Source organism: Mycobacteriales bacterium (assembly GCA_036497565.1).
GTDB lineage: Bacteria > Actinomycetota > Actinomycetes > Mycobacteriales > QHCD01 > DASXJE01.
Genome location: DASXJE010000037.1, coordinates 1 through 20,995, shown reverse-complemented (window position 1 = coordinate 20,995; position 20,995 = coordinate 1). Strand labels below are relative to the sequence as shown.

24 protein-coding genes and 1 riboswitch are annotated in these 20,995 nt (G+C 72.3%); of the genes, 19 read left to right on the top strand and 5 right to left on the bottom strand.

Annotated features, from left to right (window positions below):
* The first annotated feature begins 5 nt into the window (after positions 1 to 5).
* From VGH85_03570 to VGH85_03555, 4 genes are read left to right on the top strand one after another with little or no spacing between them, the layout of a single operon-like run.
* A complete protein-coding gene (locus VGH85_03570) occupies positions 6 to 788 on the top strand; it encodes an SDR family oxidoreductase (GenBank protein ID HEY2172871.1) in 783 nt (260 codons plus the stop codon).
* Positions 781 to 1,716 (top strand): branched-chain amino acid transaminase, encoded by a 936-nt coding sequence (locus VGH85_03565; GenBank protein ID HEY2172870.1) that lies wholly within the window; start codon positions 781 to 783, stop codon positions 1,714 to 1,716. The genes VGH85_03570 and VGH85_03565 overlap by 8 nt, the downstream gene beginning before the upstream one ends.
* Before the next feature lies 1 nt (position 1,717).
* Positions 1,718 to 2,521, top strand: a complete 804-nt coding sequence (locus tag VGH85_03560) for a class II glutamine amidotransferase (protein ID HEY2172869.1) — start codon at positions 1,718 to 1,720, stop codon at positions 2,519 to 2,521.
* Positions 2,512 to 3,768 (top strand): FAD-dependent oxidoreductase, encoded by a 1,257-nt coding sequence (locus VGH85_03555; protein HEY2172868.1) that lies wholly within the window; start codon positions 2,512 to 2,514, stop codon positions 3,766 to 3,768. Before VGH85_03560 ends, VGH85_03555 begins: the two co-directional genes overlap by 10 nt.
* A 218-nt stretch (positions 3,769 to 3,986) precedes the next feature.
* On the opposite strand, the gene VGH85_03550 is transcribed toward VGH85_03555, so the two are convergent.
* The 3 genes from VGH85_03550 to VGH85_03540 all read right to left on the bottom strand — a co-directional run bounded on the left by VGH85_03550 (position 3,987) and on the right by VGH85_03540 (position 6,693).
* Positions 3,987 to 4,964 carry a carbohydrate kinase family protein gene (locus tag VGH85_03550; GenBank protein HEY2172867.1) on the bottom strand — a complete coding sequence of 326 codons (978 nt, stop codon included), beginning with the start codon at positions 4,962 to 4,964 and terminating at the stop codon, positions 3,987 to 3,989.
* A 68-nt stretch (positions 4,965 to 5,032) separates the two neighbouring features.
* On the bottom strand, positions 5,033 to 5,389 hold the full coding sequence (locus tag VGH85_03545) for an iron-sulfur cluster assembly accessory protein (GenBank protein ID HEY2172866.1): 357 nt from the start codon (positions 5,387 to 5,389) through the stop codon (positions 5,033 to 5,035).
* Between the two features lie 137 nt (positions 5,390 to 5,526).
* Positions 5,527 to 6,693, bottom strand: a complete 1,167-nt coding sequence (locus VGH85_03540) for a glycerate kinase (GenBank protein ID HEY2172865.1) — start codon at positions 6,691 to 6,693, stop codon at positions 5,527 to 5,529.
* Between the two features lie 53 nt (positions 6,694 to 6,746).
* On the opposite strand from VGH85_03540, the gene VGH85_03535 reads away from it, so the two are divergent.
* Genes VGH85_03535 through VGH85_03525 form a run of 3 tightly spaced genes read left to right on the top strand, consistent with a single transcriptional unit; the run spans position 6,747 to position 8,937 of the window.
* Entirely contained in the window at positions 6,747 to 7,376 is a 630-nt protein-coding gene (locus tag VGH85_03535; protein ID HEY2172864.1) for a DUF3043 domain-containing protein, read from the top strand.
* A gap of 46 nt (positions 7,377 to 7,422) precedes the next feature.
* A complete protein-coding gene (locus tag VGH85_03530) occupies positions 7,423 to 8,409 on the top strand; it encodes an aldo/keto reductase family protein (protein ID HEY2172863.1) in 987 nt (328 codons plus the stop codon).
* Between the two features lie 9 nt (positions 8,410 to 8,418).
* The gene (locus VGH85_03525) at positions 8,419 to 8,937 is read left to right on the top strand and encodes a GNAT family N-acetyltransferase (GenBank protein HEY2172862.1); all 519 of its coding nucleotides are present in this window, start codon (positions 8,419 to 8,421) and stop codon (positions 8,935 to 8,937) included.
* Between the two features lie 7 nt (positions 8,938 to 8,944).
* On the opposite strand, the gene VGH85_03520 is transcribed toward VGH85_03525, so the two are convergent.
* Positions 8,945 to 9,142, bottom strand: a complete 198-nt coding sequence (locus VGH85_03520) for a hypothetical protein (protein ID HEY2172861.1) — start codon at positions 9,140 to 9,142, stop codon at positions 8,945 to 8,947.
* 119 nt (positions 9,143 to 9,261) lie between these two features.
* Between VGH85_03520 and VGH85_03515 the strand changes: the two genes are divergently transcribed.
* The 10 genes from VGH85_03515 to VGH85_03470 all read left to right on the top strand — a co-directional run bounded on the left by VGH85_03515 (position 9,262) and on the right by VGH85_03470 (position 18,729).
* On the top strand, positions 9,262 to 9,492 hold the full coding sequence (locus tag VGH85_03515; protein ID HEY2172860.1) for a hypothetical protein: 231 nt from the start codon (positions 9,262 to 9,264) through the stop codon (positions 9,490 to 9,492).
* Positions 9,489 to 10,349: an NAD(+)/NADH kinase gene (locus VGH85_03510; GenBank protein ID HEY2172859.1), complete on the top strand. Its 861-nt coding sequence runs from the start codon at positions 9,489 to 9,491 to the stop codon at positions 10,347 to 10,349. Before VGH85_03515 ends, VGH85_03510 begins: the two co-directional genes overlap by 4 nt.
* 112 nt (positions 10,350 to 10,461) lie before the next feature.
* Positions 10,462 to 11,028 carry a Uma2 family endonuclease gene (locus VGH85_03505; GenBank protein HEY2172858.1) on the top strand — a complete coding sequence of 189 codons (567 nt, stop codon included), beginning with the start codon at positions 10,462 to 10,464 and terminating at the stop codon, positions 11,026 to 11,028.
* A gap of 47 nt (positions 11,029 to 11,075) precedes the next feature.
* A riboswitch (cobalamin riboswitch) is annotated at positions 11,076 to 11,201 on the top strand.
* Between the two features lie 80 nt (positions 11,202 to 11,281).
* Positions 11,282 to 11,881: a hypothetical protein gene (locus VGH85_03500; protein HEY2172857.1), complete on the top strand. Its 600-nt coding sequence runs from the start codon at positions 11,282 to 11,284 to the stop codon at positions 11,879 to 11,881.
* Between the two features lies 1 nt (position 11,882).
* On the top strand, positions 11,883 to 13,028 hold the full coding sequence (locus tag VGH85_03495) for an energy-coupling factor transporter transmembrane protein EcfT (protein HEY2172856.1): 1,146 nt from the start codon (positions 11,883 to 11,885) through the stop codon (positions 13,026 to 13,028).
* Entirely contained in the window at positions 13,025 to 14,629 is a 1,605-nt protein-coding gene (locus VGH85_03490; protein HEY2172855.1) for an ATP-binding cassette domain-containing protein, read from the top strand. The genes VGH85_03495 and VGH85_03490 overlap by 4 nt, the downstream gene beginning before the upstream one ends.
* On the top strand, positions 14,626 to 15,522 hold the full coding sequence (locus tag VGH85_03485) for an ECF transporter S component (GenBank protein HEY2172854.1): 897 nt from the start codon (positions 14,626 to 14,628) through the stop codon (positions 15,520 to 15,522). The genes VGH85_03490 and VGH85_03485 overlap by 4 nt, the downstream gene beginning before the upstream one ends.
* Positions 15,519 to 16,883 carry a bifunctional adenosylcobinamide kinase/adenosylcobinamide-phosphate guanylyltransferase gene (locus VGH85_03480; GenBank protein ID HEY2172853.1) on the top strand — a complete coding sequence of 455 codons (1,365 nt, stop codon included), beginning with the start codon at positions 15,519 to 15,521 and terminating at the stop codon, positions 16,881 to 16,883. The genes VGH85_03485 and VGH85_03480 overlap by 4 nt, the downstream gene beginning before the upstream one ends.
* A 59-nt stretch (positions 16,884 to 16,942) precedes the next feature.
* Positions 16,943 to 17,953, top strand: a complete 1,011-nt coding sequence (gene cobT / locus VGH85_03475) for a nicotinate-nucleotide--dimethylbenzimidazole phosphoribosyltransferase (GenBank protein HEY2172852.1) — start codon at positions 16,943 to 16,945, stop codon at positions 17,951 to 17,953.
* A gap of 14 nt (positions 17,954 to 17,967) precedes the next feature.
* A complete protein-coding gene (locus VGH85_03470; GenBank protein HEY2172851.1) occupies positions 17,968 to 18,729 on the top strand; it encodes an adenosylcobinamide-GDP ribazoletransferase in 762 nt (253 codons plus the stop codon).
* A 94-nt stretch (positions 18,730 to 18,823) separates the two neighbouring features.
* On the opposite strand, the gene VGH85_03465 is transcribed toward VGH85_03470, so the two are convergent.
* Positions 18,824 to 19,792 carry an SDR family NAD(P)-dependent oxidoreductase gene (locus VGH85_03465; protein HEY2172850.1) on the bottom strand — a complete coding sequence of 323 codons (969 nt, stop codon included), beginning with the start codon at positions 19,790 to 19,792 and terminating at the stop codon, positions 18,824 to 18,826.
* A 116-nt stretch (positions 19,793 to 19,908) separates the two neighbouring features.
* On the opposite strand from VGH85_03465, the gene VGH85_03460 reads away from it, so the two are divergent.
* Positions 19,909 to 20,319, top strand: coding sequence for a YciI family protein (locus VGH85_03460; GenBank protein HEY2172849.1), 411 nt, complete (start codon positions 19,909 to 19,911; stop codon positions 20,317 to 20,319).
* Between the two features lie 37 nt (positions 20,320 to 20,356).
* The coding region (locus VGH85_03455; protein ID HEY2172848.1) for a DUF6596 domain-containing protein at positions 20,357 to 20,995 on the top strand (639 nt) is incomplete at its 3' end.

Here is a 20,995-nt window from a genome sequence, read left to right as displayed (position 1 = left end):
CCGGCGTGGACCTCGCGCTGTCCGGCCGACGTGCCGTCGTCACCGGTGGATCGAAGGGGCTTGGTCGCGCCATTGCCCGCGACCTCGTCGCCGAGGGTGTCGATGTCGCCATCTGCGCCCGCAATGCCGACGAACTGACCGAGGCGGCCCAGGAACTGCGCCGCAGCGGTCGGGCGGTGCACGCCCAGGTCGCCGACGTGACAAGGGTCGAGGACATCCGCGACTTCGTCGCCGCGGCCGCGCAGGCGCTCGGCGGCATCGACATCCTGGTCAACAACGCCGGCGCCGCCCGTCCGGGCACGTTCGAGTCGCTGACCGACGACGACCTCAAGTCCGACCTCGACGTGAAGCTGTTCTCCCAGATCCGCTGCACCCGGGAGGCGTTGCCCCACCTCCGCCGCAGCAACGCACCGCGGATCATCAACATCAACGCGGTACAAGCGAAGATGCCCGATCCGGCGTTCTTCGCGACGACGCTCAACCGGGCCGCGTGCCTCAACTTCAGCAAGGTCCTGGCCATCGACCTCGCGAAGGACGACATCCTCGTCAACAGCGTCAACATCGGCTACGTCGCCACCCCGCAGTGGGCCGCCATACACGCCCGGCGTGCGCCGGAGCTGAGTGCGGAGGAGTTCTTCGCCCAGCTCGCGGAGAAGGAGGTTCCGCTCGGCCGGTTCGGACGCGACGACGAGGTGTCCGGCATCGTGACGTTCCTCGCCAGCGGTCGCTCGAGCTACATCACCGGTGCATCCATCGACGTGGCAGGAGGGATGGGCCGCTATGTCTGAACCGGGCGACGTCATCTACTACGACGGCAGATTCTGCGGTCGGTACGACGCGCAGCTCCCGATCACCGCGCACGTCGTCAACTACGGCACCGGCTGCTTCGAGGGCATCCGGGCCTACTGGAACGAGGAGCAGGAGCAGCTGCTCGTCGTCCTGCTGCGCGAGCATCTGCAGCGGCTGCTGCGATCGGCGCGGATCCTGAAGCTGGACTTCGACGCGGAGGTGGATCCGCTCGTCGAGTCGTGCCTCGAGTTGCTCGCCCGCAACGGCTACCGCTCCGACGCCTACCTGCGCCCGATGGTCATGAAGGTGGGCGAGACGATCCAGGTCAAGCTCACCGGGATACCGACCGTCTTCTGCGCCTACACCATTCCCATGGGCGACTACCTCGAGACGGGCCGCGGGCTGTCCCTCACTGTTTCGGCATGGCGCCGGATCGAGGACAACGCGATCCCGGCCCGGGCGAAGGTCAACGGTTCCTACGTCAACGCCGCACTCGCCAGCGACGAGGCGCGGGAGAAGGGCTTCGACGAGGCATTGATGCTCACCTCCGACGGGCACCTGGCCGAGGCGTCCTCGGCGAACGTCTTCCTGGTGCAGGACGGGACCCTCATCACCCCGGAGCCGGGCGACGACATCCTCATCGGCCTGACCCGCGGCGCAATCCTGGAGCTGGCCCGACACGACGGCATACCGGTGCGGGAACGCAAGGTCGATCGCAGCGAGATCTACGCGGCGGACGAGGTTTTCCTGTGCGGGACCGGGGTGCAGATCGGCCCCGTGACCAGCATCGACGGCCGAACGGTCGGTCTCGGGAAGCCCGGCCCCGTCACCACACACGTGCAGGAGCGCTACCTCAGCGCGGTCCGCGGGCGCACCACGGACTTCGCGCACTGGCGAACACCGGTCTATCCCCGGGGGAACGGCTAGCGTGTGCCGGCTGCTCGGCTACGCCGCGGCCGGGCCGACCTCGTTGCGTGACCTCGTCGGCGACGGCGGGCTCGACGCCTTCACTGCGCTGTCCACGCAACACCGCGACGGCTGGGGAATGGCGTGGTGCGAGACCGGCGGGCTGGTCGCGGAGAAGGCACCCGGCGCGGCCAAGGACAGCGACCGCTGGCACGCCCTCGCCGGGCGCCGGCTCTCCAACTGCGGTATCGCGCACCTGCGCTGGGCAACGCCCACCCTGGACGTCACCGACGTCAACACCCATCCCTTCGTCGAGGACGGGATGGCCTTCGCCCACAATGGGCGGATGCTGCCGGTCGCCGACGTCGAGAATCTCCTCTCGGCCGACTCCCGCGCCGGCCTCGCCGGGACCACCGACAGCGAGCGCTACTTCGCCCTGATCCGGTCGCGGCTGACGGAGTCCGGCGGCGACGTACTCACCGCGTTCCGGTCGGCGTCGGATGACCTGCTCCGACACGCGACTTGCTCGAGCCTCAACTCCGTCCTGCTCACCGGGTCGACGCTCTACGCCTTGTCCTGCTTCGACGAGCGACTGCGGCCGATCCCCGCCGAACCGGAGCACTTCGTCCTGCGCTGGCGGCGGAGCGCGGACGCGGTCGTCGTCGCGTCCTCCGGCTGGTCACACGACGACTGGGACGCCGTCCCCAACGGCCACGTGCTCGTCGTCGATCGGGCCAGCCGCGACGTGCAGATCCTGCCGTTCGCCACTCCCCCGGGCGCTCCGGAGCCGGCGGGCACGATTCCCGCCGATCGCCGATGCACGTAGCGGTCCTCGGCGGCGGCGTCATCGGCGTCGCGGCCGCCTACTTCCTCGGTGCGGACGGCCACGACGTCACGGTGATCGACGGCGCCCGGGAGGTCGGCGCCGACGCCAGTGCGGGCAACGCCGGCTTCCTGGCGCCCAACGACGCCTTCTCGTGGGCGTCGCCGGCCGTGCCCGCGGCGGTGGCCCGGTCCCTGCTCGGTGAGCCGACCGGACTGCGGGTCCGGTTCGGTCTCGACCCGGAGCGCATCCTGTGGGGCGCCCGGTTCCTCCGGGAGTGCACTTCAGCCCGGGCCTACCGGGCGAGCGTCGCGCAGATGCGGCTGTCGACGTACAGCCAGGTGATCCAGCAGGAGATCGAGCGGGACGAGGACATCGACTACTCACTCGTCCGGCGCGGCTCCTTCTACCTCTACCGCGACGCGCGGCGGCTTGCCGAAGCGGCCCGGCGCAGTGACCTCTTCCGCGAGCACGGCATCGAGCAACGCCGGATGTCGATGGCCGAGGTCACCGATCTGGACCCCGCGCTCGACGCCGCGCGCAGCCATTTCGCCGGCGCGATCCACGGTGTCAGCGACGCCAGCGGCGACTGCGCGACGTTCACCCGCGCGCTGGCGGGCCGGTGCGTCGACCGATACGGCGCCCGCCTCGTCCTCGACACGCAGATCCGCGGTCTGGTCGGCGATCCGGACCGGATCCGCGCGGCGCACACGACCGCGGGTGACATCGAGGCCGATGCCTTCGTCCTCGCGCTCGGTGTCGGCAGCGCGCGGATCGCCCGCACCCTCGGCGTCCGGCTGCCCATCTACCCGGTGAAGGGCTACTCGGCCACCTTCCCGGTCCGCGACCCCGACCGCGTCCCGACGATGCCGGCCGTCGAGCAGTCGACCCTCATCGCCTGGTCCCGGTTCGGCGACCGGATGCGGATGAGCTCGACCGCCGAGGTCGCCGGCTATGACCGGACGTGGAAGCCGGCGAATTTCACCAGCATCCGCGACCTGGCCCGCGACGTACTCTCCGGAGTGGACCTCGACCACGGCAGCTACCGGGCCTGCCTGCGCCCGATGACCCCGGACGGACCGCCGATCCTCGGCGTCGGTCGGCACCGCAATCTCGTCTACAACACCGGCCACGGCCATCTCGGCTGGACGATGGCCTGCGGATCCGGGCGGGTCGCCGCCGATCTCGTCGCCGGCGGACGACCGGCCGTCGACCTCACCGGAATGCACCTCCGCGGCTGGCGCACCTAGCCGTCGCCGATTCCGCTTGAACGTCCCGTTCAAGCGCTCTGCCGCATCAACGTCACGTTGATGCGGAACAAGACCGCCGGGCCGCGCGTGCCGGGCGACGCGACCCCGCCCGCCATTCCGCTTGAACGTCACGTTCAGGCGGTCTAGCCGCATCAACGTCACGTTGACGCGGAATGGGGGACCCGGAATGCGAGCGCGGGATGCGAGCGCGGAAACGGTCAGTCGGGGAGGTGGGCGGCGACGTCGGCGCCGGCGGCCGCGCCGTAACAGTCGGCGAGACGCTCGACGAAGTTGGCCGGCTTCACGTCGTACTCCTGTGTGCCCACGGTCTCGAGGACCAGCGTGGCGAGCAGGCTGCCCACCTGGGCCGAGCGCTCCAGCGAAAGCCCCCACGACAGCCCGGCGAAGAACCCGGACCGGAAGGCGTCACCGACACCGGTCGGATCCGCCTTCGCGGTTTCCTGGGCCGCCGGCACGCGGGTCGGCTCGATCCCGCGACCCTCGATCTGCACGCCCTTGGAGCCGAGGGTCGTCACGCAGACGCCGACCCGCTCGAGCAGGTCGGCGTGGGAGAGGCCGGTCTTGGACTCGAGCAGGCTCTTCTCGTAACGGTTGGTCAGCAGGTACGCCGCCCCGTCGATCAGTTTGCGTACGTCGTCGCCGGCCATCCGGGCCAACTGCTGGGACGGGTCGGCGGCGAAGGGATAACCGCGATCGCGGCATTCGTCGCTGTGCCGCACCATGGCCTGCGGGTCGTTGGCTCCGATGATCACCAGGTCGAGCCCGCCCAGCCGGTCGGCCACCGGGGTGAGTTCGATGTTGCGGGCCTCCGACATCGCACCGGCGTAGAACGACGCGATCTGGCACATGTCGTCGTCGGTCGTGCAGACGAACCGCGAGGTGTGGGCGATCTCGCTGACATAGATCGACCCGCAGTCGACACCGTGGCGTTCCAACCAGCCGCGGTAGTCGGCGAAGTCGGACCCGACCGCCCCGACCAGCGCCGGACGCAGCCCGAGCTGGCCCATGCCGAAACAGATGTTGGCGGCGACGCCGCCGCGGCGGACAACCAACTCGTCGACCAGGAACGAGAGCGAGATGTGCTCAAGCTGGTCGGGCAGTAGCTGTTCGCCGAACCGCCCCGGAAAGTGCATCAGGTGGTCGGTGGCGATCGACCCGGTGACGGCGATGGTCACGAGGGCTCCTCACTGTGCTGGATCTGGGACCCGCGCAGCCTAGCCTCCGGTCGACCCCGGGCCGACGGTCAGTGGAACGAGTCGCCGCAGGCGCAAGAGCCGGTCGCCGTCGGGTTGTCGATCGTGAAGCCCTGCTTCTCGATGGTGTCGACGAAGTCGATCGTCGCACCGCCGAGGTAGGGGCCGCTCATCCGGTCGACGACCACGCCGACGCCACCGAAGTCATAGACCTGGTCGCCGTCGAGCGAGCGCTCGTCGAAGAAGAGCTGGTAGCGCAGACCCGAGCAGCCACCGGGCTGGACCGCGATCCGCAGTCGCAGATCGTCGCGGCCCTCCTGGTCGAGCAGGCCTTTGACCTTGACGGCCGCCGACGGGGTGAGGGTCACGCTCTGGGGGGTCTCGGTCGTGGTTTCCGAAACGGACACCTGTTATCTCCTGCTCGCATCGGTGCTCGGACGTGCGGTCGCTGGGACAACGCCGCACACCTTCCTGACTGTTCCCATGCTACGTCGCGGCAACCATTCGTGAAGAGGGGCGCGCACGGATGAGCGGGTACGAGGCCTCAGCCGGCGTCAGTTTCACCCCGGTACGGGGCGCCCGCGGTGTCGGATTCGGCCCGGTATCGGAGCGCGACCCGTGCAGCCAGGTCGGCCAGCCGGTCGAACGGAGCCGCCATCGCCGCCTCGACGGATCCGGCGTCGTCGGCAACGGCGTACGCCGCCTCGATGCCGGCCGCCGCCATCTCCCGGCGCCCGACGGCCACCTGGCCGGCGAGGACCAGGCACGGCAGACCGTGCTCGGCAGCCACGGCGGCGACCCCCGTCACGAGCTTGCCGCGCAGCGACTGGAAGTCGAAGGACCCCTCGCCGGTGACCACGAGGCGGCTCTGTGCGACGGCGTCGTCGAGACCGACCAGGCGGCGGACCAGGTCGACCCCGGACTCCCGGCCGGCCCCCAGCGCGAGCAGCGCCGCGCCGAGGCCGCCGGCGGCCCCCCCGCCGGGCAGCACGGCCAGGCCCGGCGGCGCGCCCGGTAGATCGCGCTCGAGTACTCCCGCCCAGCGCTCCAGCGCGGCGTCGAGCAGCACGATGTCGTCCTCGGTCGCACCCTTCTGCGGCCCGAACACCGCCGAGGCCCCCTCGGGTCCCACCAGCGGGTTGTCGACGTCGGTGGCGGCGATCAGCCGGGCGCCCCGCAGCAACGGCACCCCGTCGCAGTGCTCCACCGCGCACAGCGCCGCGCCGCCGTAGGGCAGCACCCGGCCGGCCGCGTCCCGGGGGATCACGCCGAGGGCGGTGAGCATCCCCGCTCCCCCGTCGTTGGTGGCCGAGCCGCCCAGGCCGACCACGACCGTCCGCGCGCCGGCCTCGACCGCCGCGGCGATCATCAGGCCGACGCCGTAGGACGTCGCCGCCTTGGGGTCCCGCTCCTCGGCCGAAAGCAGGTGCAGCCCGCACGCCTGGGCGCACTCGACGTACGCCGTGTCGCCGACCAGCAGCACGCTCGCGACGACGTCACGCCCGAGCGGATCGGGCACGGTGAGCCGCAGTTGACGCCCGCCCAGGGTCGAGGCGAGTACGTCGACCAGACCCGGGCCGCCGTCCGACAGCGGACGCAGGACCAGGTCGGCCCCCGGCAGGGTGCGCCGCCAGCCCGCGGCGATCGCCTCGGCCGCCTCGACCGCCGACAGGGTGCCGCCGAAGGAATCCGGCGCGATCAGCACACGCATGCCGACCATCCTGGCGCAACCCGCGGTTGCCGCGACCGCTACCCTCAGAGGTGGTGAGACTGGTCCGGCGTACCTCCAAGCCCGCCGAACCCGACGACTCGGGTGACGGGCTCCAGAAGGCTGCGACGGGATCGTCGGCCGATGCCGGCAATGCGCGGCAAACAGCCGGCAAGGGCCGCCCGACCCCCAAGCGACGCGAGGCGCAGGGCCGGCGTGCGGGCCCGTTGCCGCCGCCCCCCAAGACCCGCCGCGAGGCCTACCGCCGGATGCGCCAGCGCAACACCGGGCGCCGGGATGAGGTCAAAGCGGGCATGCGCTCCGGCGACGACCGCTACCTCGCCGCCCGTGACCGCGGCCCCGCGCGAGCCCTGGTCCGCGACATCGTCGACGCCCGACGCAATATCGGCAGCATCTTCCTCATCGTGGCCGCGCTGGTGCTCGTCGGCTACATCGTGCCCAACCCGCAGGTCCGCACCTGGACGCTCAGCCTCTGGATGGCGGTCTTCGTCCTCATCATCATCGACTCCTTCGTGCTCGCCGCACGGATCCGCCGCCTGGTGCGGGAGCGCTATCCCGACCAGGCCAAGGCGCGCGGTCTGGTCTGGTACGGCGTGCAGCGCTCCACCATGATCCGGCGCTGGCGGATGCCGCACGCCCGGCTGCGGCCGGGCGACCCCGTCTGAGGACACCGCCGAGCCGGTCGCGGCGCCCTCCACTAGGGTTTTCGACATGGAATTCCGACGACTGGGCCGAAGCGGCCTGAACATCAGTGAGATCGCCTACGGCAACTGGCTCACGCACGGCAGCCAGGTCGAAGAGGATGCCGCGAAGGCGTGCGTCCAGGCTGCTCTGGACGAAGGCATCACCACGTTCGACACCGCCGACGTCTACGCCGGCACCAAGGCCGAGTCGGTGCTGGGCCGCGCGCTGTCCGGTGTCCGCCGGGAGAGCTACGAGCTCTTCACCAAGGTCTTCTGGCCGACCGGGCCCGGGCTGAACGACCGGGGTCTCGGGCGCAAGCACATCATCGAGAGCGCGCACGCGTCGCTGCGTCGCCTGCAGACCGACCACATCGATCTGTACCAGGCGCACCGCTTCGACGAGAGCACTCCGCTCGAGGAGACGATGCAGGCCTTCGCCGACCTCGTGCGCGCCGGTGACGTGCTCTACATCGGCGTCTCGGAGTGGCGGGCCGAGGAGATCGAGGCCGGGCACGCGCTCGCGCAGGACCTGGGCGTGCACCTGATCTCCAACCAGCCGCAGTACTCCATGCTGTGGCGGGTGATCGAATCCGAGGTCATCCCGGTGAGCGAGCGACTCGGCCTGGGCCAGATCGTCTTCTCGCCGATCGCGCAGGGTGTGCTGACCGGCAAGTACCAGCCGGGCAAGGAGCACCCGGCGGGCTCGCGGGCGACCGACTCCAAGGGCGGCGCCAACATGATCGCCCGGTGGATGAACGACGACGTGCTCACCCGGGTGCAGAAGCTCCAGCCGATCGCCGACGAGGCCGGGCTGTCCATGGCCCAGCTCGCGATCGCGTGGACGCTGCAGAACCGCAACGTCTCGGCGGCCATCATCGGCGCGTCGCGCCCCGAGCAGGTCGGCGAAAACGTGAAGGCCGCCGGCGTGAAGCTCGAGCCGGCCCTGCTGAAGCGGATCGACGAAGCGCTCGGCGACGTGGTCGAGCGCGACCCGGCCAAGACGATGCGGGGCTGACCGCTCCACATGACAGGCGGCGTACGGCGGGCCGGTCGCGACGACGGGCCCGCCATCGCCGCCGTCCAGATCGCGTCCTGGCGGGCGACCTATCCGCAGGTCGCTCCGCACGTGCTCGCCACGTTGCGCGAGGATCGGTGCGTGGCGTCGTGGACGTCACACGTGCAGGCGCCGGTTCGCCGGGACCTCATGGTGCTGGTGCACAGCTGCGAAGACGGCCCGATCGACGGGTACGCCGCCGTCCACTCCCTGGACGCCGATCCGGGGGTCGGTTACGTCGCCTCTCTCTACGTGCATCCGGACTCGACCGGTCGTGGCGTCGGTCGCGACCTGCTCGCGTCGGCCCTCACCGAACTGCGTGGCCGGGGACATCTGCGGGTGGTGCTCGACGCGTTGCGGGACGTGTCGGGTGCGCGCGGCTTCTATGAACATCTCGGCTGGCGGGTGCTCGCCGAGCCGGCGCCGCCGTGGCACGAGCTGCCGCAGGTCCGTTACGAGGCGCCCGCCCCGACGAGTTTCGTCGGCTGACCCGAAATCAGGGGTTGAGGCCCATCGGGCCGTACTCGACCCGGTCGTCCTCGAGCAACGTCACCTGGTGCACACCGGATTCGAGCAGGTCCCGCCATGCCTCACCGAGCCAGGACTCGGCATCGGACTTGTTGGTGAACCGCTCCGGTGTCGGCCGGTCGAGCGCCGTTCCGGCGCTGTCCTCGTACCGCCAGGTCCAGATCATCGGCCCTCCTCAGGGTCTGTCCATCGCCACCGTAGGGCAGTTCCTGGTGCGGGCCACCGGCCGAGGGGCCCCTGTGGCGCCCGACTTGTCTAGGCTCGCAACCGACAGAGGGGGTAGGCATGAGCCGCGACCGCGCCGGCCAAGCACCACTCGGGGCGACACTCTTCCTCGGCGCCGACGACCAGCGCCGGCTCGGTCAGCTGCCGGGCCTGGTCTTCCCGCCGACAGGAGTCCGGGTCCAGATCGCCGGACACGGAACGGGAACCGTCACCGGTACGTCGTTGGTCGTCGACGGCACCGAGAGCAGCGTCCTGGTCTGGGTGGATCTCGACCCCGGGGCGACGGAGTGACCAGCACCATCGGGCTCGTGCTGCACCCGCGCCGCAATTGCGCGGAGGCGATGCAGACCATCACGAGCTGGGCCCGGGAGCGGCAGATCGAGGTCCTCGGCCTGCCCGACGAGGTGGGGCGGGCTGGGCGGAGCGTGACAGCAGTCGGTCCCGACGAACTGTCCCGACGTGCCGACGTCATCGTCGGTCTCGGTGGCGACGGCACCATCCTGCGCGCGCTGCGACTCACGCTCGAGGACCGCACGCCGGTGCTCGGCGTCAACCTCGGCCGGCTCGGCTTCCTCGCCGAGATCGACATTCCCGAGCTGGGCGGCGCCCTGACTTCGATCGTCGAGGGCCGCTTCACGATCGAGACCCGCTCCGGGCTGCGGGCGATCGCGGGCGAGCGCAGCGCGGTCGCCTTCAACGACGTCGCCGTCGTCCGGATACCCAGCGACGGGATGTCGGCGGTCGGCCTCCGGGTCGAGGGGCACACCTTCGTCCGCTACTCCGCCGATGCGGTCGTGGTCTCCACGCCGACGGGGTCGACGGCGTACAGCTTCTCCGCCGGCGGACCCATCGTCTCGCCGAGCGCCGAGGGCCTGCTCGTGATTCCGGTCGCGCCGCACTCGGCGTTCAACCGCGCGCTGTTCCTGTCCACCGGCGAGAAGCTCTGCCTGGAGATCCTGCCGACCAGCGGCGAACTCGCGGTCGAAGCCGACGGCCGACCGGTCGGCCGCGCCCATCCCGGCGACCTCATCGACATCGACGTCCTGCCGGGCGCCGCTCAACTGGTGCGGCTCGGCGGCACGACCTTCTACCAGCGGGCCCAGCGCAAGCTGCGCCTCACCGGTTCGGCGGAGGTCGAGACCGACTAGTTCCGGGCCTGCCGGGCACCGGTCGTGGCGGGTTTGTCGGCGCCGGGCGAGCCGGGAAGGCACACTGGTAACGACAGTCCGATCGGCAGGGGGAACCGTGACAGAAAGTGCCGTGAGCCTGGCCCCAGGGCGGACCGGGTCGTGGTCCCTCGCCGACCTCCCCGCGCTGCCCGAGGGCCGCCAACGCTACGAGATCATCGACGGTTGCCTGCTCGTCACACCACCACCCCCCGCCCGCCATCAGAGCATCGTGCTGCGCCTGATCCGGCTGCTGCACAAGGCGGCGCAGGACGGGATGGTGCCACTCGACGGTGTCTCGGTGGCTTTGCGCGGCGGTCCCACCCCGCGGGTGCTCGTCCCCGACCTGGTCGTCGCCCGCCCCGAGGCCGTCCGCAGCGGGCGCACCGTCTTCGAACCTGCCGACCTGCTGCTCGCGGTCGAGATCGTCGCGCCGTCCTCGGAGTCGATCGACCGCCTGACCAAACCGAGTCTCTACGCCGACGCCGGCATCGACGCGTTCTGGCGGGTGGAGCCGGACGACCCGCACGGCCCGATCATCGTGTCCCACCTGCTGGCCGCCGGCGCCTACCGCGTCGAGGCGACCGTGCGCGGCGAACAGCGCCGGGTGATCAACAAGCCGTTCACCATGCGGCTGTGCCCGGCCGAGCTCGTCAGCTGACCTGACGGCCGGCGTACCGACACTGACAGTGCCGCGGGCGATGGGTCATACTCACTGCGCAACGCGGCGTGACAGGGGAAGCCGGTCGAAGTCCGGCACTGACCCGCAACCGTAGGCCCGAGGCCGCCCGCCCCGGGCGAGTCGGAACGCCTGTCCCGCCGTGCGGCTCCATCACAACCGTCGAGGTCTGCGGGGCGGAGCCCGGGGCGGCCGTCCCGGCGCGCTCGCGTGGGTCCGGACATCGGAAGGCACCATGCGACGCAGTTTCCTCGTGCTCGCTGCCGGAATCGTCGTCGCGGCGTTCGCCGCGATGCCTCCGGCCGCCGCCACTCCCCCGCCCGCGAAGTCCTCCTGCGTCGGGCTGGTGGTCGACACCGGGCACGCCGTGCGGTCGACCTGCGTGCCTTTCAAGGCCGGGATGACCGGCCAGCAGTTGTTGCAGAAGGCCGGCCACAGCCTGGCCTTCGGGGACGGCTTCGTCTGCCAGATCGACGGGTTTCCGGCCCGGTGCCACTCGGACAAGACGCACTACTGGTCCTACTACCTGCGCGCTCCCCATGCCGCGGCGAACAAGTGGACCTACAGCGCCAAGGGCGCGAACGTCGAGAAGGTCCGCGCCGGGGAGACCGAGGGCTGGGCCTACGTGGACGGCAAGGACCGGACGCCGAAGGCGCCCGCCTACGCCACGCTCGTCGAGGCCGCCCGCAGCACGCCGGCGTCCGCCAAGTCCAACGACGCCTCCGCCGACGGGTCGAGCGGGGTGCCGTGGGCGCTCATCATCGGCATCGTGGTGCTGGTCGCGGTCATCGCGGCGGGTCTGTGGCAGGTGCGGGTACGCCGGAACCGAGCCTGACATGACCGGCCCGGCGTTCCGGTTGCACCCGGCGCTCCCCCGGCACCTGCACGCCGGAGCGTGGTGGGTGTGGGCGCTGGGTCTGGCGACCGCGGCCAGCCGGACCACCGATCCGCTGCTGCTGGCGATGCTCGCGGCGGTCGCCGGCTACGTGGTCGCCGCACGACGCAGCGAGGCCCCGTGGGCCCGCGCCTACTCGACGTTCCTGGTCCTCGGCGCGGTGGTGATCGCGCTGCGGCTGGTCTTCGAGGTGCTCCTCGGACCGGAGATCGACGGGCACGTGCTGTTCACCCTGCCGCAGGCGCACCTGCCGTCCTGGGCAGCAGGGGTGCGGCTCGGCGGTCCGGTCACCCTCGAGGCGATGCTCGCGGCGCTGTACGACGGGCTGCAACTGGCGGTCCTGATCGCCTGTGTCGGCGCGGCCAACTCGCTGGCCAACCCGGCCCGGTTGCTCAAGTCGCTGCCCGGTGCGCTGTACGAGATGGGGGTCGCGGTCGTCGTCGCGCTGTCCTTCGCGCCCAACGCGGTGACCTCCCTGCGCCGGGTCCGGGTGGCGCGCAGGTTGCGCGGCAGACCGGACCGCGGCCTGGCCGGCGTCTCCGGTCTGGTGATCCCCGTCCTGGAGGACGCGGTCGGCCGGTCGATCGAGATGGCCGCGTCGATGGACTCCCGTGGCTACGGCCGGCGGGCGGGGGTCGACCCGGTGACCCGGCGGGTGACCGCGGTGCTCGTCGTGACCGGGCTGTTCGGGATCTGCGTCGGGGTCTACGGGCTGCTCGACTCCTCGACGCCGTCGTGGCTGGGGGCGCCGGCGCTCGGCATCGGCGCGGTGCTCGCCGGCTGCGGCCTGGTCGCCGGCGGCCGTCGTACGACCCGATCCCGCTACCGGCCGGATCCGTGGCGGGCGTCGGAGTGGTTGGTCGCCGGCGCCGGTGTGCTCACCGCCGTCGCCTTCGTCGCGGCCGGCAGCGATCCCGCGCTGCACCCGGCCACCAGCCCGATCGCGGTACCCGGTCTGCCGCTGTTGCCGTTGCTCGGCGTGGTCCTCGCGGCGACGCCGGCCTGGCTGGCGCCGGTGCCGCCGACCCCGATGCGGGCGGCCGGCCGTGTCGCGGACCGGCCCCGGACGGCGGCGCCGGTCCGATGATCGAATTCGACCGGGTCACGGTGACCTACGACGGCGCGGCGGCGCCCACGCTGCGCGACGTGTCGCTGCGGATCCCCGAAGGCGAACTGGCCCTGGTGGTGGGGGTGACGGGCAGCGGGAAGTCCACCCTGCTGCGGGCCGTCAACGGGCTGGTGCCGCACTTCACCGGCGGCCGGCTGGCCGGTCGGGTGGCTGTCGCCGGGCGGGACACCCGCACCCATCCCCCGCGCGAGCTCGCCGACGTGGTCGGCATCGTCGGTCAGGACCCGGAGGCCGGGTTCGTCACCGACGTGGTCGAGGACGAGTTGGCCTACACGATGGAGTCCCTCGGGCTGCCCGGCGACGTGATGCGGCGCCGGGTGGAGGACACCCTCGACCTGCTCGGGCTCGCCGTCCTGCGCGACCGTCCGCTGGCGACCCTCTCGGCCGGGCAGCGGCAGCGGGTCGCGATCGGCGCCGTCCTCACCGCCCACCCGCGGGTGCTGGTGCTCGACGAGCCGACCAGCGCGCTCGACCCGCCGGCCGCGGAGGAGGTGCTGGCCGCGCTGCAACGGCTGGTGCACGACCTCGGCCTCACGGTGCTGCTGGCCGAGCACCGCCTGGAACGGGTGGCGCAGTACGCCGACCGGGTCGTCTACCTGCCCGGCGCCGGCCGTCCCGTCGAGGTCGGCACGCCGCACCGGATCTTCGCCACCGCCGCCGTGGCACCGCCGGTCGCGCAGCTGGGCCGGCTGGCCGGCTGGACGCCGTTGCCGCTGTCGGTCCGCGAGGCGCGGCGTCGCGCCGAGCCGTTGCGGGAGAAGCTCGCGTTCCGGTCGGTCGTGCGGTCGGTGGTGCCGGCCGGGGAGCCGCTCGCCACCACCCGGGCACTCGTCGCGCGGTTCGGCGACCTGATCGCGTTGCGGGAGGTCGACGTCGCCGTTCACCGCGGCGAGGTCGTCGCGCTGATGGGCCGCAACGGTGCCGGCAAGTCGACCCTGCTGTCCTGCCTGGTCGGCCTGCTCGCTCCGGCGTCCGGGTCGGTCACCGTCGCAGGCCGCGCGCCGCACGGCCGCCGGCCCCGCGACCTGGTGCGCGACATCGGCATGGTGCCCGCCCAGCCCACCGACCTGCTCTACGCCGACACCGTCCGGGCCGAATGCGCGCAGGCCGACCGCGACGCCGGCGCCGCGCCCGGAACGGCGCGCGCGGTGCTCGACCGGATCGCCCCCGACGTCACCGACGACGCGCACCCGCACGACCTGTCCGAGGGCCAGCGGCTGTCCCTCGCCCTGGCCGTGGTCCTGGCCGGCCGGCCGCCGCTGCTGCTCCTAGACGAGCCGACCCGCGGGCTGGACTACGGCGCCAAGCGCCGCCTGGTCGAGGTGCTCACCGAGCTCGCCGCCGAGGGGCACGCCGTGATCCTGGCCACCCACGACGTCGAGCTCGCCGCCGACCTCGCGCACCGCACGGTCGTGCTCGCCGACGGCGAGGTGATCTCCGACGGGCCGACCCGCGACGTGGTCGTGCACTCACCGGTCTTCGCGCCGCAGGTGGCGAAGGTCATGGCCCCGCAGGAATGGCTCACCGTGGCCGAAGTCGCGACGGCGCTGGCCGGATGAGCGTGCTCCGCGCCGGCCGACCGGCGGCCGGGACCACGGCGATCCGGACGACGGCGATCCGGCTCCATCCCCGGTCGGCGCTCATGCTCGGGCTCACCAGCCTCATCGGTCTGGTCGGCTTCTGCTGGCCGCTGGTCATCCGCCCCGGCGCCGGACTTGAACACGGCCTGGACGCACCATGGCTGTTCGCCGCCCTGCTCCCGTTGCTGCTCGGGGTCGTGCTCGCCGAACTGGCCGAAGGCGGGATGGACGCGAAGGCGGTCGCGCTGCTCGGCGTACTTGCCGCGGTCTGCACCGCACTGCGGCCACTGTCCACCGGCGTCGCCGGCTTCACGCTGCTCTTCGGCCTGCTCATTCCGGCCGGGCGGGTGCTCGGCCCCGGCTTCGGCTTCGTGCTCGGCGCGGTGAGCATGTTCAGCTCGGCCCTGCTCACCGGCGGGATCGGGCCGTGGCTGCCGTTCCAGATGCTCGGCGCGGCCTGGATCGGCCTGTTCGCGGGACTGCTGCCCCGCCGGCCCCGAGGAATCGCCGAGCTCGGGATGCTCGCGGCGTACGGCGCGGTCGCGGGGCTGCTCTACGGGCTGCTGCTGAACATGTGGTTCTGGCCGTTCACCTTCGGCCCGGATGCGACGCCCGGTACCGATCCGTCGCTCGCCTTCGTGCCGGGCGGGGCGATCCTGTCCAACCTGCACCGCTTCATCGCCTTCGACCTGGCCACGTCGTTGGGTTTCGACATCCCCCGCGCCGTCGGCAACGTGCTGCTGGTGCTCGTCGCCGGCCGCCCGGTGCTGCTCGTGCTGCGGCGCGCCGCACGGCGCGCGGCGTTCGACGCCCCGGTCGAGTTCGCACCCTCGACGAGCACCGAACCAGTGTCTGACAGGGTGAACCGGTGAAGATCCAGCTGCTCGGCACCGGGAGCTCCGAAGGGTGGCCGAACCCGTTCTGCCGGTGCGCATCGTGCGAGGCGGTCCGTGGCACACCCGACGTCCGCGGCCAGAACAGTGCGCTGGTCGACGACGTCCTCCTTCTCGACTTCGGTGCGGACGCGCCCCGTGCGGCCATGCGCTTCGGCGTCGCGCTGGACGGCGTACGTCACATCCTGCTCACCCACGCCCACGACGACCACACCGCGCCGGCGGGTCTGACGTGGCGGACCTGGGCCGGCCGGCGCGAACCGCTGGACCTCGTCGGGCCACCGACCGCGCTGGCCCGATGTGCCGACTCGATCGGCCCGGACGACCCGGTGCGGCTCGTTCCCGCGCTGCCCGGCGAGACCCTTCAGGTGGGCGGGTACACGGTGCGGCCGGTGAAGGCCGAGCACGCCGCGGACGCCGTGCTCTATGACCTGACCGCGCCGGACGGCACTCGGCTGCTCTACGCCACCGACACCGGGCCGCTCCCGCAGTCCACAGTGGACGCACTCGCCGGACGCGCCTTCGACGACGTGCTGCTGGAGCTGACCTTCGGCACCGAGCTCGGCAACACCGACGGGCACCTGGACTTCGCGACCTTCCCGGCGGCCCTCGCCGAACTTCGCCGGCGGGACGCGATCGTCGACGGCACCCGGGTGGTCGCGATCCACCTGTCGCACAGAAACCCGCCGCCGGCCGAGCTGTCCAGCCGGCTGGCCCGGTGGGGCGTCACGCTGCATCGCGACGGTGACGTCCTCGCCGCGCGCCCGGCCGGGTCGTCGCGGCGCCGCGGTCCACACCGGACACTCGTCGTCGGCGGCGCCCGCTCGGGCAAGTCGTCGTGGGCACAGTCGGCGCTCGCCGCCGAGCCGGCGGTCACCTTCGTCGCCACCGCGCAGGCCGACCGGGGCGACCCGGAGTGGACCGCGCGGATCGCCGCCCACCGCGGCGGCCGCCCGGCCGCATGGGAGACGGTCGAGACCGTCGACCTCGAGCCGCTGCTCGACGGCGACGGCGTGCTGCTCGTCGACGACCTCGGCAACTGGCTCAGCCGCGCACTCGACGCAGCCGACGCGTGGAACGACCCAGGCGGGCTCGACGTGGTCCGCAAACGCGGCGACGCACTGGCGCGGGCCTGGGCCGGGACCGGCGCCCGGGTGGTGCTGGTGACCAACGAGGTCGGGCAGGGCGTCGTCCCGGCCACCCCGGCCGGCCGGCTCTTCCGCGACGAGCTGGGCCGGCTCAACACCGCGCTCGCGGCAGCCGGCGACGAGGTAGTGACCATGACCGCAGGCCTGCCCCGCTGGCTGCGCGGAGTACCCGATAGGGAGATGTCCCGGTGACCACCGACGAACTCGACCTCGACGAACTCCGGGCCCGCATCGGCGAACCCGACCCGGACATGGCGCAGGCCGCCCGGGACCGGCAGGCGCAGCTGACCAAGCCGGCCGGCGCGCTCGGCCGGCTGGAAGAAGTGTCGGCGTGGGTCGCGGCGGCCCAGGGCCAGTGCCCGCCGCACGACTTCGCGCGCGCCCGGGTCGTCGTGTTCGCCGGCGACCACGGCGTGGCGGCCGCCGGAGTGTCGGCCTACCCGCCCGAGGTGACCGGCCAGATGGTGCACAACTTCCTGACCGGCGGTGCAGCGGTCAACGCGCTCGCCCGACTGGCCGGCGCGTCCGTCCGCGTGGTCGACATGTCGGTGAACGGCAAAACCGCGCCGGAGGTGTCCGAGCACAAGATCCGCGAGGGCAGCGGCCGCATCGACCGGGAGAACGCGCTCACCCACGACGAGACGATGGCCGCGTTCACGGCCGGCGTCGCGATCGCCGACGAGGAGGTCGACGCCGGCGCCGACCTGCTCATCCCAGGTGACATGGGGATCGGGAACACCACCACGGCCGCCGTACTCGTCGGCGTCGTGCTCGCGCTCGAGCCGACCGCGGTGACCGGCCGCGGCACCGGGCTCGACGACGTGGGCTGGATGCGCAAGGTGACGGTGGTCCGCGATGCGATGCGCCGCGCCCGCCCGCGCCGCTACGACCCGGTCGATCTGCTCAGCGCCTCGGGCGGCGCGGACATCGCGGCCATGACCGGTTTCCTCGTCGAGGCCGCGGCACGCCGTACGCCGGTGCTGCTGGACGGTGTCGTGTCGGGCGCGGCCGCCGTGCTGGCGCGCGAGATGTGTTACGACTCGGCGTCCTGGTGGCTGGCCGGCCACCGGTCCACCGAACCGGCCCACCAGGCCGTCCTCGACGCGCTCGACCTCGAGCCACTGGTCGACCTCGGGCTGCGCCTCGGCGAAGGGTCCGGTGCGCTCGTCGCGCTGCCCGTCCTGCGGGCGGCGGTCGTGACCCTTGCCGAGATGGCGACCTTCGACGACGCCGCGGTGAGCGGCCGGGTGGATCCGGCGTGAGCCGGCGGGACTGAATGCCCGGACCGGCCGGCGCCGGCCTGCGGCTGGCCGTCACGACCCTGACCGTGCTGCCGTTGCGGCCCGGGCGGGTCGATCGCGCGGCGGGCCGGTCGGCGATGGCCGTCGTGCCGCTGGTCGGGGTGGGCCTCGGCGCGCTGGCGGCGGCGCTGGCCGTCGGTCTGACCCACCTTGGGGCGCCGCCGCTCCTCACCGCCGCCGTCGTCCTCGGCGGGCTTGCGGGAGCCAGCCGCGGGCTGCATCTGGACGGGTTGGCCGACACCGCGGACGGTCTGGGCTCTCACGGCGAGCCGGCGCGCGCCCTGGCGGTGATGCGTTCGCCGGAGATCGGCGCACTGGGCGCCGTGACCCTGCTGCTGTGCCTGCTCGTGCAGGCCGCGGCCCTGGCCGCGTTGGTCGCCGACCACCGCTGGCTCGGCGTCGCCGCGGGGGTCGCGGTCGGCCGGCTCGCGATCAGCTGGGCGTGCCGGCGCGGCGTACCGCCGGCCCGGCCGGACGGGCTCGGCGCGCTCGTCGCGGACTCACTGCCGGTCACGGTGCCGGCCGCCTGGACGGTGGTCCTGGCCGCGGCATCCGTCCCGGTCGTGGACGGCCGGCCGTGGCAGGGCCCGGTCGCCGTACTGATCGCGGTCGGGGTCGGCGTCGGCCTGGTATGGCACGTCACCCGGCGGATCGGTGGCGTGACCGGCGACGTACTCGGCGCCACGTGCGAGATCACCGCCGCGGTCACCTGGGCGGTGCTGGCCCTCACCGCCTGACCTCCACCTCACCTCTCATGATCGTGATCGGATAAAGCCGCGAAACGCCGTACGGATCCGATCACGATCATGGGAAAGCGGCGGCGGTCCGGGGTCAGGTGGCGGCGGTGAGGCGCTCGCAGGTCCGCCACAGGTATTGACGGTCGGCCGGGATCTCCGGAAAGCCTGGCGTGTAACGGGTCGGGCGGCGGCGGCGGTCCTGCCAGAAGCCGCCGCTCTGGGCAGCCGGCACGTCCGCGGCGCACAGCCACACGATCGTGTCGGCGCCCTCCGCGGGGGTGCGGAGCAGCGGCTTGGTGAGCCGGTAGAAGCGCGGCAGTGACGCGGCGATGCCGGGGGTGTCGACCCAGCCCGGATGCATGCTGTGTACGGCGACCCCGTCGCCGCGCAGTGCCCGGGCCCACTCCTCGGCGAGCACGACCTGCATCCGTTTGGTCCGCGCGTACGCCGTCGCGCCCTTGTACTCGCCGCGCTCGTATTCGAGGTCGTCGGCCGGCAGCCGTTGGGTGTACATGCCGCCGGAGGACACCCAGACCACCCGGCTCGGTGCGCCGGCACGCAACTGGTCGGCGAGCAACGCGGTGAGCAGGAACGGCCCGAGCACGTTGGTCGCGAAGGTCAGCTCGTGGCCTTCGTCGGTGACCTGACGGTCGGCGGAGAGGACCCCGGCGTTGTGCACCAGGCCGTGCACCGCCAGACCGCGGGCCCGGAAACCGTCGGCGAACCCGCGGACCGCCGCGAGCGAACTGACGTCGCACTGCTCGACCTGCAGGTCCGCGCCCGGTACGTCGTCGAGGACCTCGTCGCGGGCGGCCGCTCCACGCTCCGGGTTGCGGACGAGCATGTGCACCGTGGCGCCGAGGCGGGCGAGACCCGCGACGGTGGCCTTGCCCAGTCCGGAGTTGGCCCCGGTCACCAGTACATGCTTGCCCTGGAGCGCGTCCGGAGCCGGATCGTCGGACCAGGTACGCCGACGGACGGCGTACCCGGCCCGTGAGTAGCCGGGCACGACAAGCCGGTCCATCGCGTCGTCCAGGAACGGCACCAGGCGCACGCGGGTCACTACGCCCTCCCTCGGTTCTCGACAAAGATATGGCGAGGATGTCGAGACCGGCCTGGCGGCTCCGTCCCAGGGCCAGATGCGGCCACCGTGGCCGCACCACACCGAGGAGATCCATCATGGCGAAGTACCTGCTTCTCAAGCACTACCGCGGCGCCCCAAAGGGCGTCAACGATGTCCCGATGGACCAATGGACCCCCGAGGAGGTGCAGGACCACGTGCAGTACATGAACGACTTCGCCGCCCGGCTCGAGACCACCGGTGAGTACGTCGACGGCCAGGCTCTCTCGCCCAAGGGCACGTTCGTCCGCTACGACGGGGAGGGCCGCCCGCCGGTCACCGACGGTCCCTTCGCGGAGACCAAGGACCTGATCGCCGGCTGGATGGTGATCGACGTGGACACCTACGAGCGCGCGCTGACGCTCGCCGGCGAGTTGTCGGCGGCCCCCGGAGCCGGCGGCAAGCCGATCCACGAGTGGCTCGAGCTGCGCCCGTTCCTGGGCGAAGAAGCGCCGACGGTCATCGAATGATCGGCCCGGCCGGGCAGGTCAGGTGACCGATCAGGTGATGGACGAACTGCTGCTGCGGGAGCTGACTCCCGCGGTGATCGGCGTCCTCGTCCGTCGCGGAGTCGACTTCGCGGCGGCCGAGGACGCCGTGCAGGAGGCACTCGTCCAGGCCGCGCTGACGTGGCCGGACCGGCAGCCCGCCGACCCGAAGGGCTGGCTGGTCACGGTTGCCTGGCGCAAGTTCCTCGACGCCCAGCGCTCAGAGGTCTCACGTCGCGACCGGGAGCAACGCGTCGAGGCCGAGCCGTCGCCCGGACCGACCGAGACCGCGGACGACACGTTGCATCTCTTCTTCCTGTGCGCGCATCCTTCGCTGACCCCGGCGTCCGCGGTGGCCCTCACGCTGCGCGCCGTCGGTGGCTTGACCACCCGGCAGATCGCCCAGGCATATCTCGTGCCGGAGGCGACGATGGCGCAGCGGATCAGCCGGGCCAAACGCACGGTCGGTGACGTGCGGTTCGAGGAGCCGGGCGACCTGGCGACGGTGCTACGCGTGCTCTACCTGGTCTTCAACGAGGGCTACACCGGCGACGTCGACCTGGCGGCCGAGGCGATCCGGCTCACCCGGCAGTTGGCGTCGATGACCGATGACGAGGAGACCGCGGGGCTGCTGGCGTTGATGCTGCTGCACCACGCT

What these genes read in the sequence shown, in the direction of transcription:
- VGH85_03565 (HEY2172870.1), top strand. Translation starts at nt 781, where the DNA reads ATGTCTGAACCGGGCGACGTCATCTACTACGACGGCAGATTCTGCGGT.
- VGH85_03555 (HEY2172868.1), top strand. Translation starts at nt 2,512, where the DNA reads ATGCACGTAGCGGTCCTCGGCGGCGGCGTCATCGGCGTCGCGGCCGCC.
- VGH85_03540 (HEY2172865.1), bottom strand. Translation starts at nt 6,693, where the DNA reads ATGCGTGTGCTGATCGCGCCGGATTCCTTCGGCGGCACCCTGTCGGCG.
- VGH85_03530 (HEY2172863.1), top strand. Translation starts at nt 7,423, where the DNA reads ATGGAATTCCGACGACTGGGCCGAAGCGGCCTGAACATCAGTGAGATC.
- VGH85_03525 (HEY2172862.1), top strand. Translation starts at nt 8,419, where the DNA reads ATGACAGGCGGCGTACGGCGGGCCGGTCGCGACGACGGGCCCGCCATC.
- VGH85_03520 (HEY2172861.1), bottom strand. Translation starts at nt 9,142, where the DNA reads ATGATCTGGACCTGGCGGTACGAGGACAGCGCCGGAACGGCGCTCGAC.
- VGH85_03515 (HEY2172860.1), top strand. Translation starts at nt 9,262, where the DNA reads ATGAGCCGCGACCGCGCCGGCCAAGCACCACTCGGGGCGACACTCTTC.
- VGH85_03500 (HEY2172857.1), top strand. Translation starts at nt 11,282, where the DNA reads ATGCGACGCAGTTTCCTCGTGCTCGCTGCCGGAATCGTCGTCGCGGCG.
- VGH85_03495 (HEY2172856.1), top strand. Translation starts at nt 11,883, where the DNA reads ATGACCGGCCCGGCGTTCCGGTTGCACCCGGCGCTCCCCCGGCACCTG.
- VGH85_03490 (HEY2172855.1), top strand. Translation starts at nt 13,025, where the DNA reads ATGATCGAATTCGACCGGGTCACGGTGACCTACGACGGCGCGGCGGCG.
- VGH85_03485 (HEY2172854.1), top strand. Translation starts at nt 14,626, where the DNA reads ATGAGCGTGCTCCGCGCCGGCCGACCGGCGGCCGGGACCACGGCGATC.
- cobT (HEY2172852.1), top strand. Translation starts at nt 16,943, where the DNA reads ATGGCGCAGGCCGCCCGGGACCGGCAGGCGCAGCTGACCAAGCCGGCC.
- VGH85_03470 (HEY2172851.1), top strand. Translation starts at nt 17,968, where the DNA reads ATGCCCGGACCGGCCGGCGCCGGCCTGCGGCTGGCCGTCACGACCCTG.
- VGH85_03460 (HEY2172849.1), top strand. Translation starts at nt 19,909, where the DNA reads ATGGCGAAGTACCTGCTTCTCAAGCACTACCGCGGCGCCCCAAAGGGC.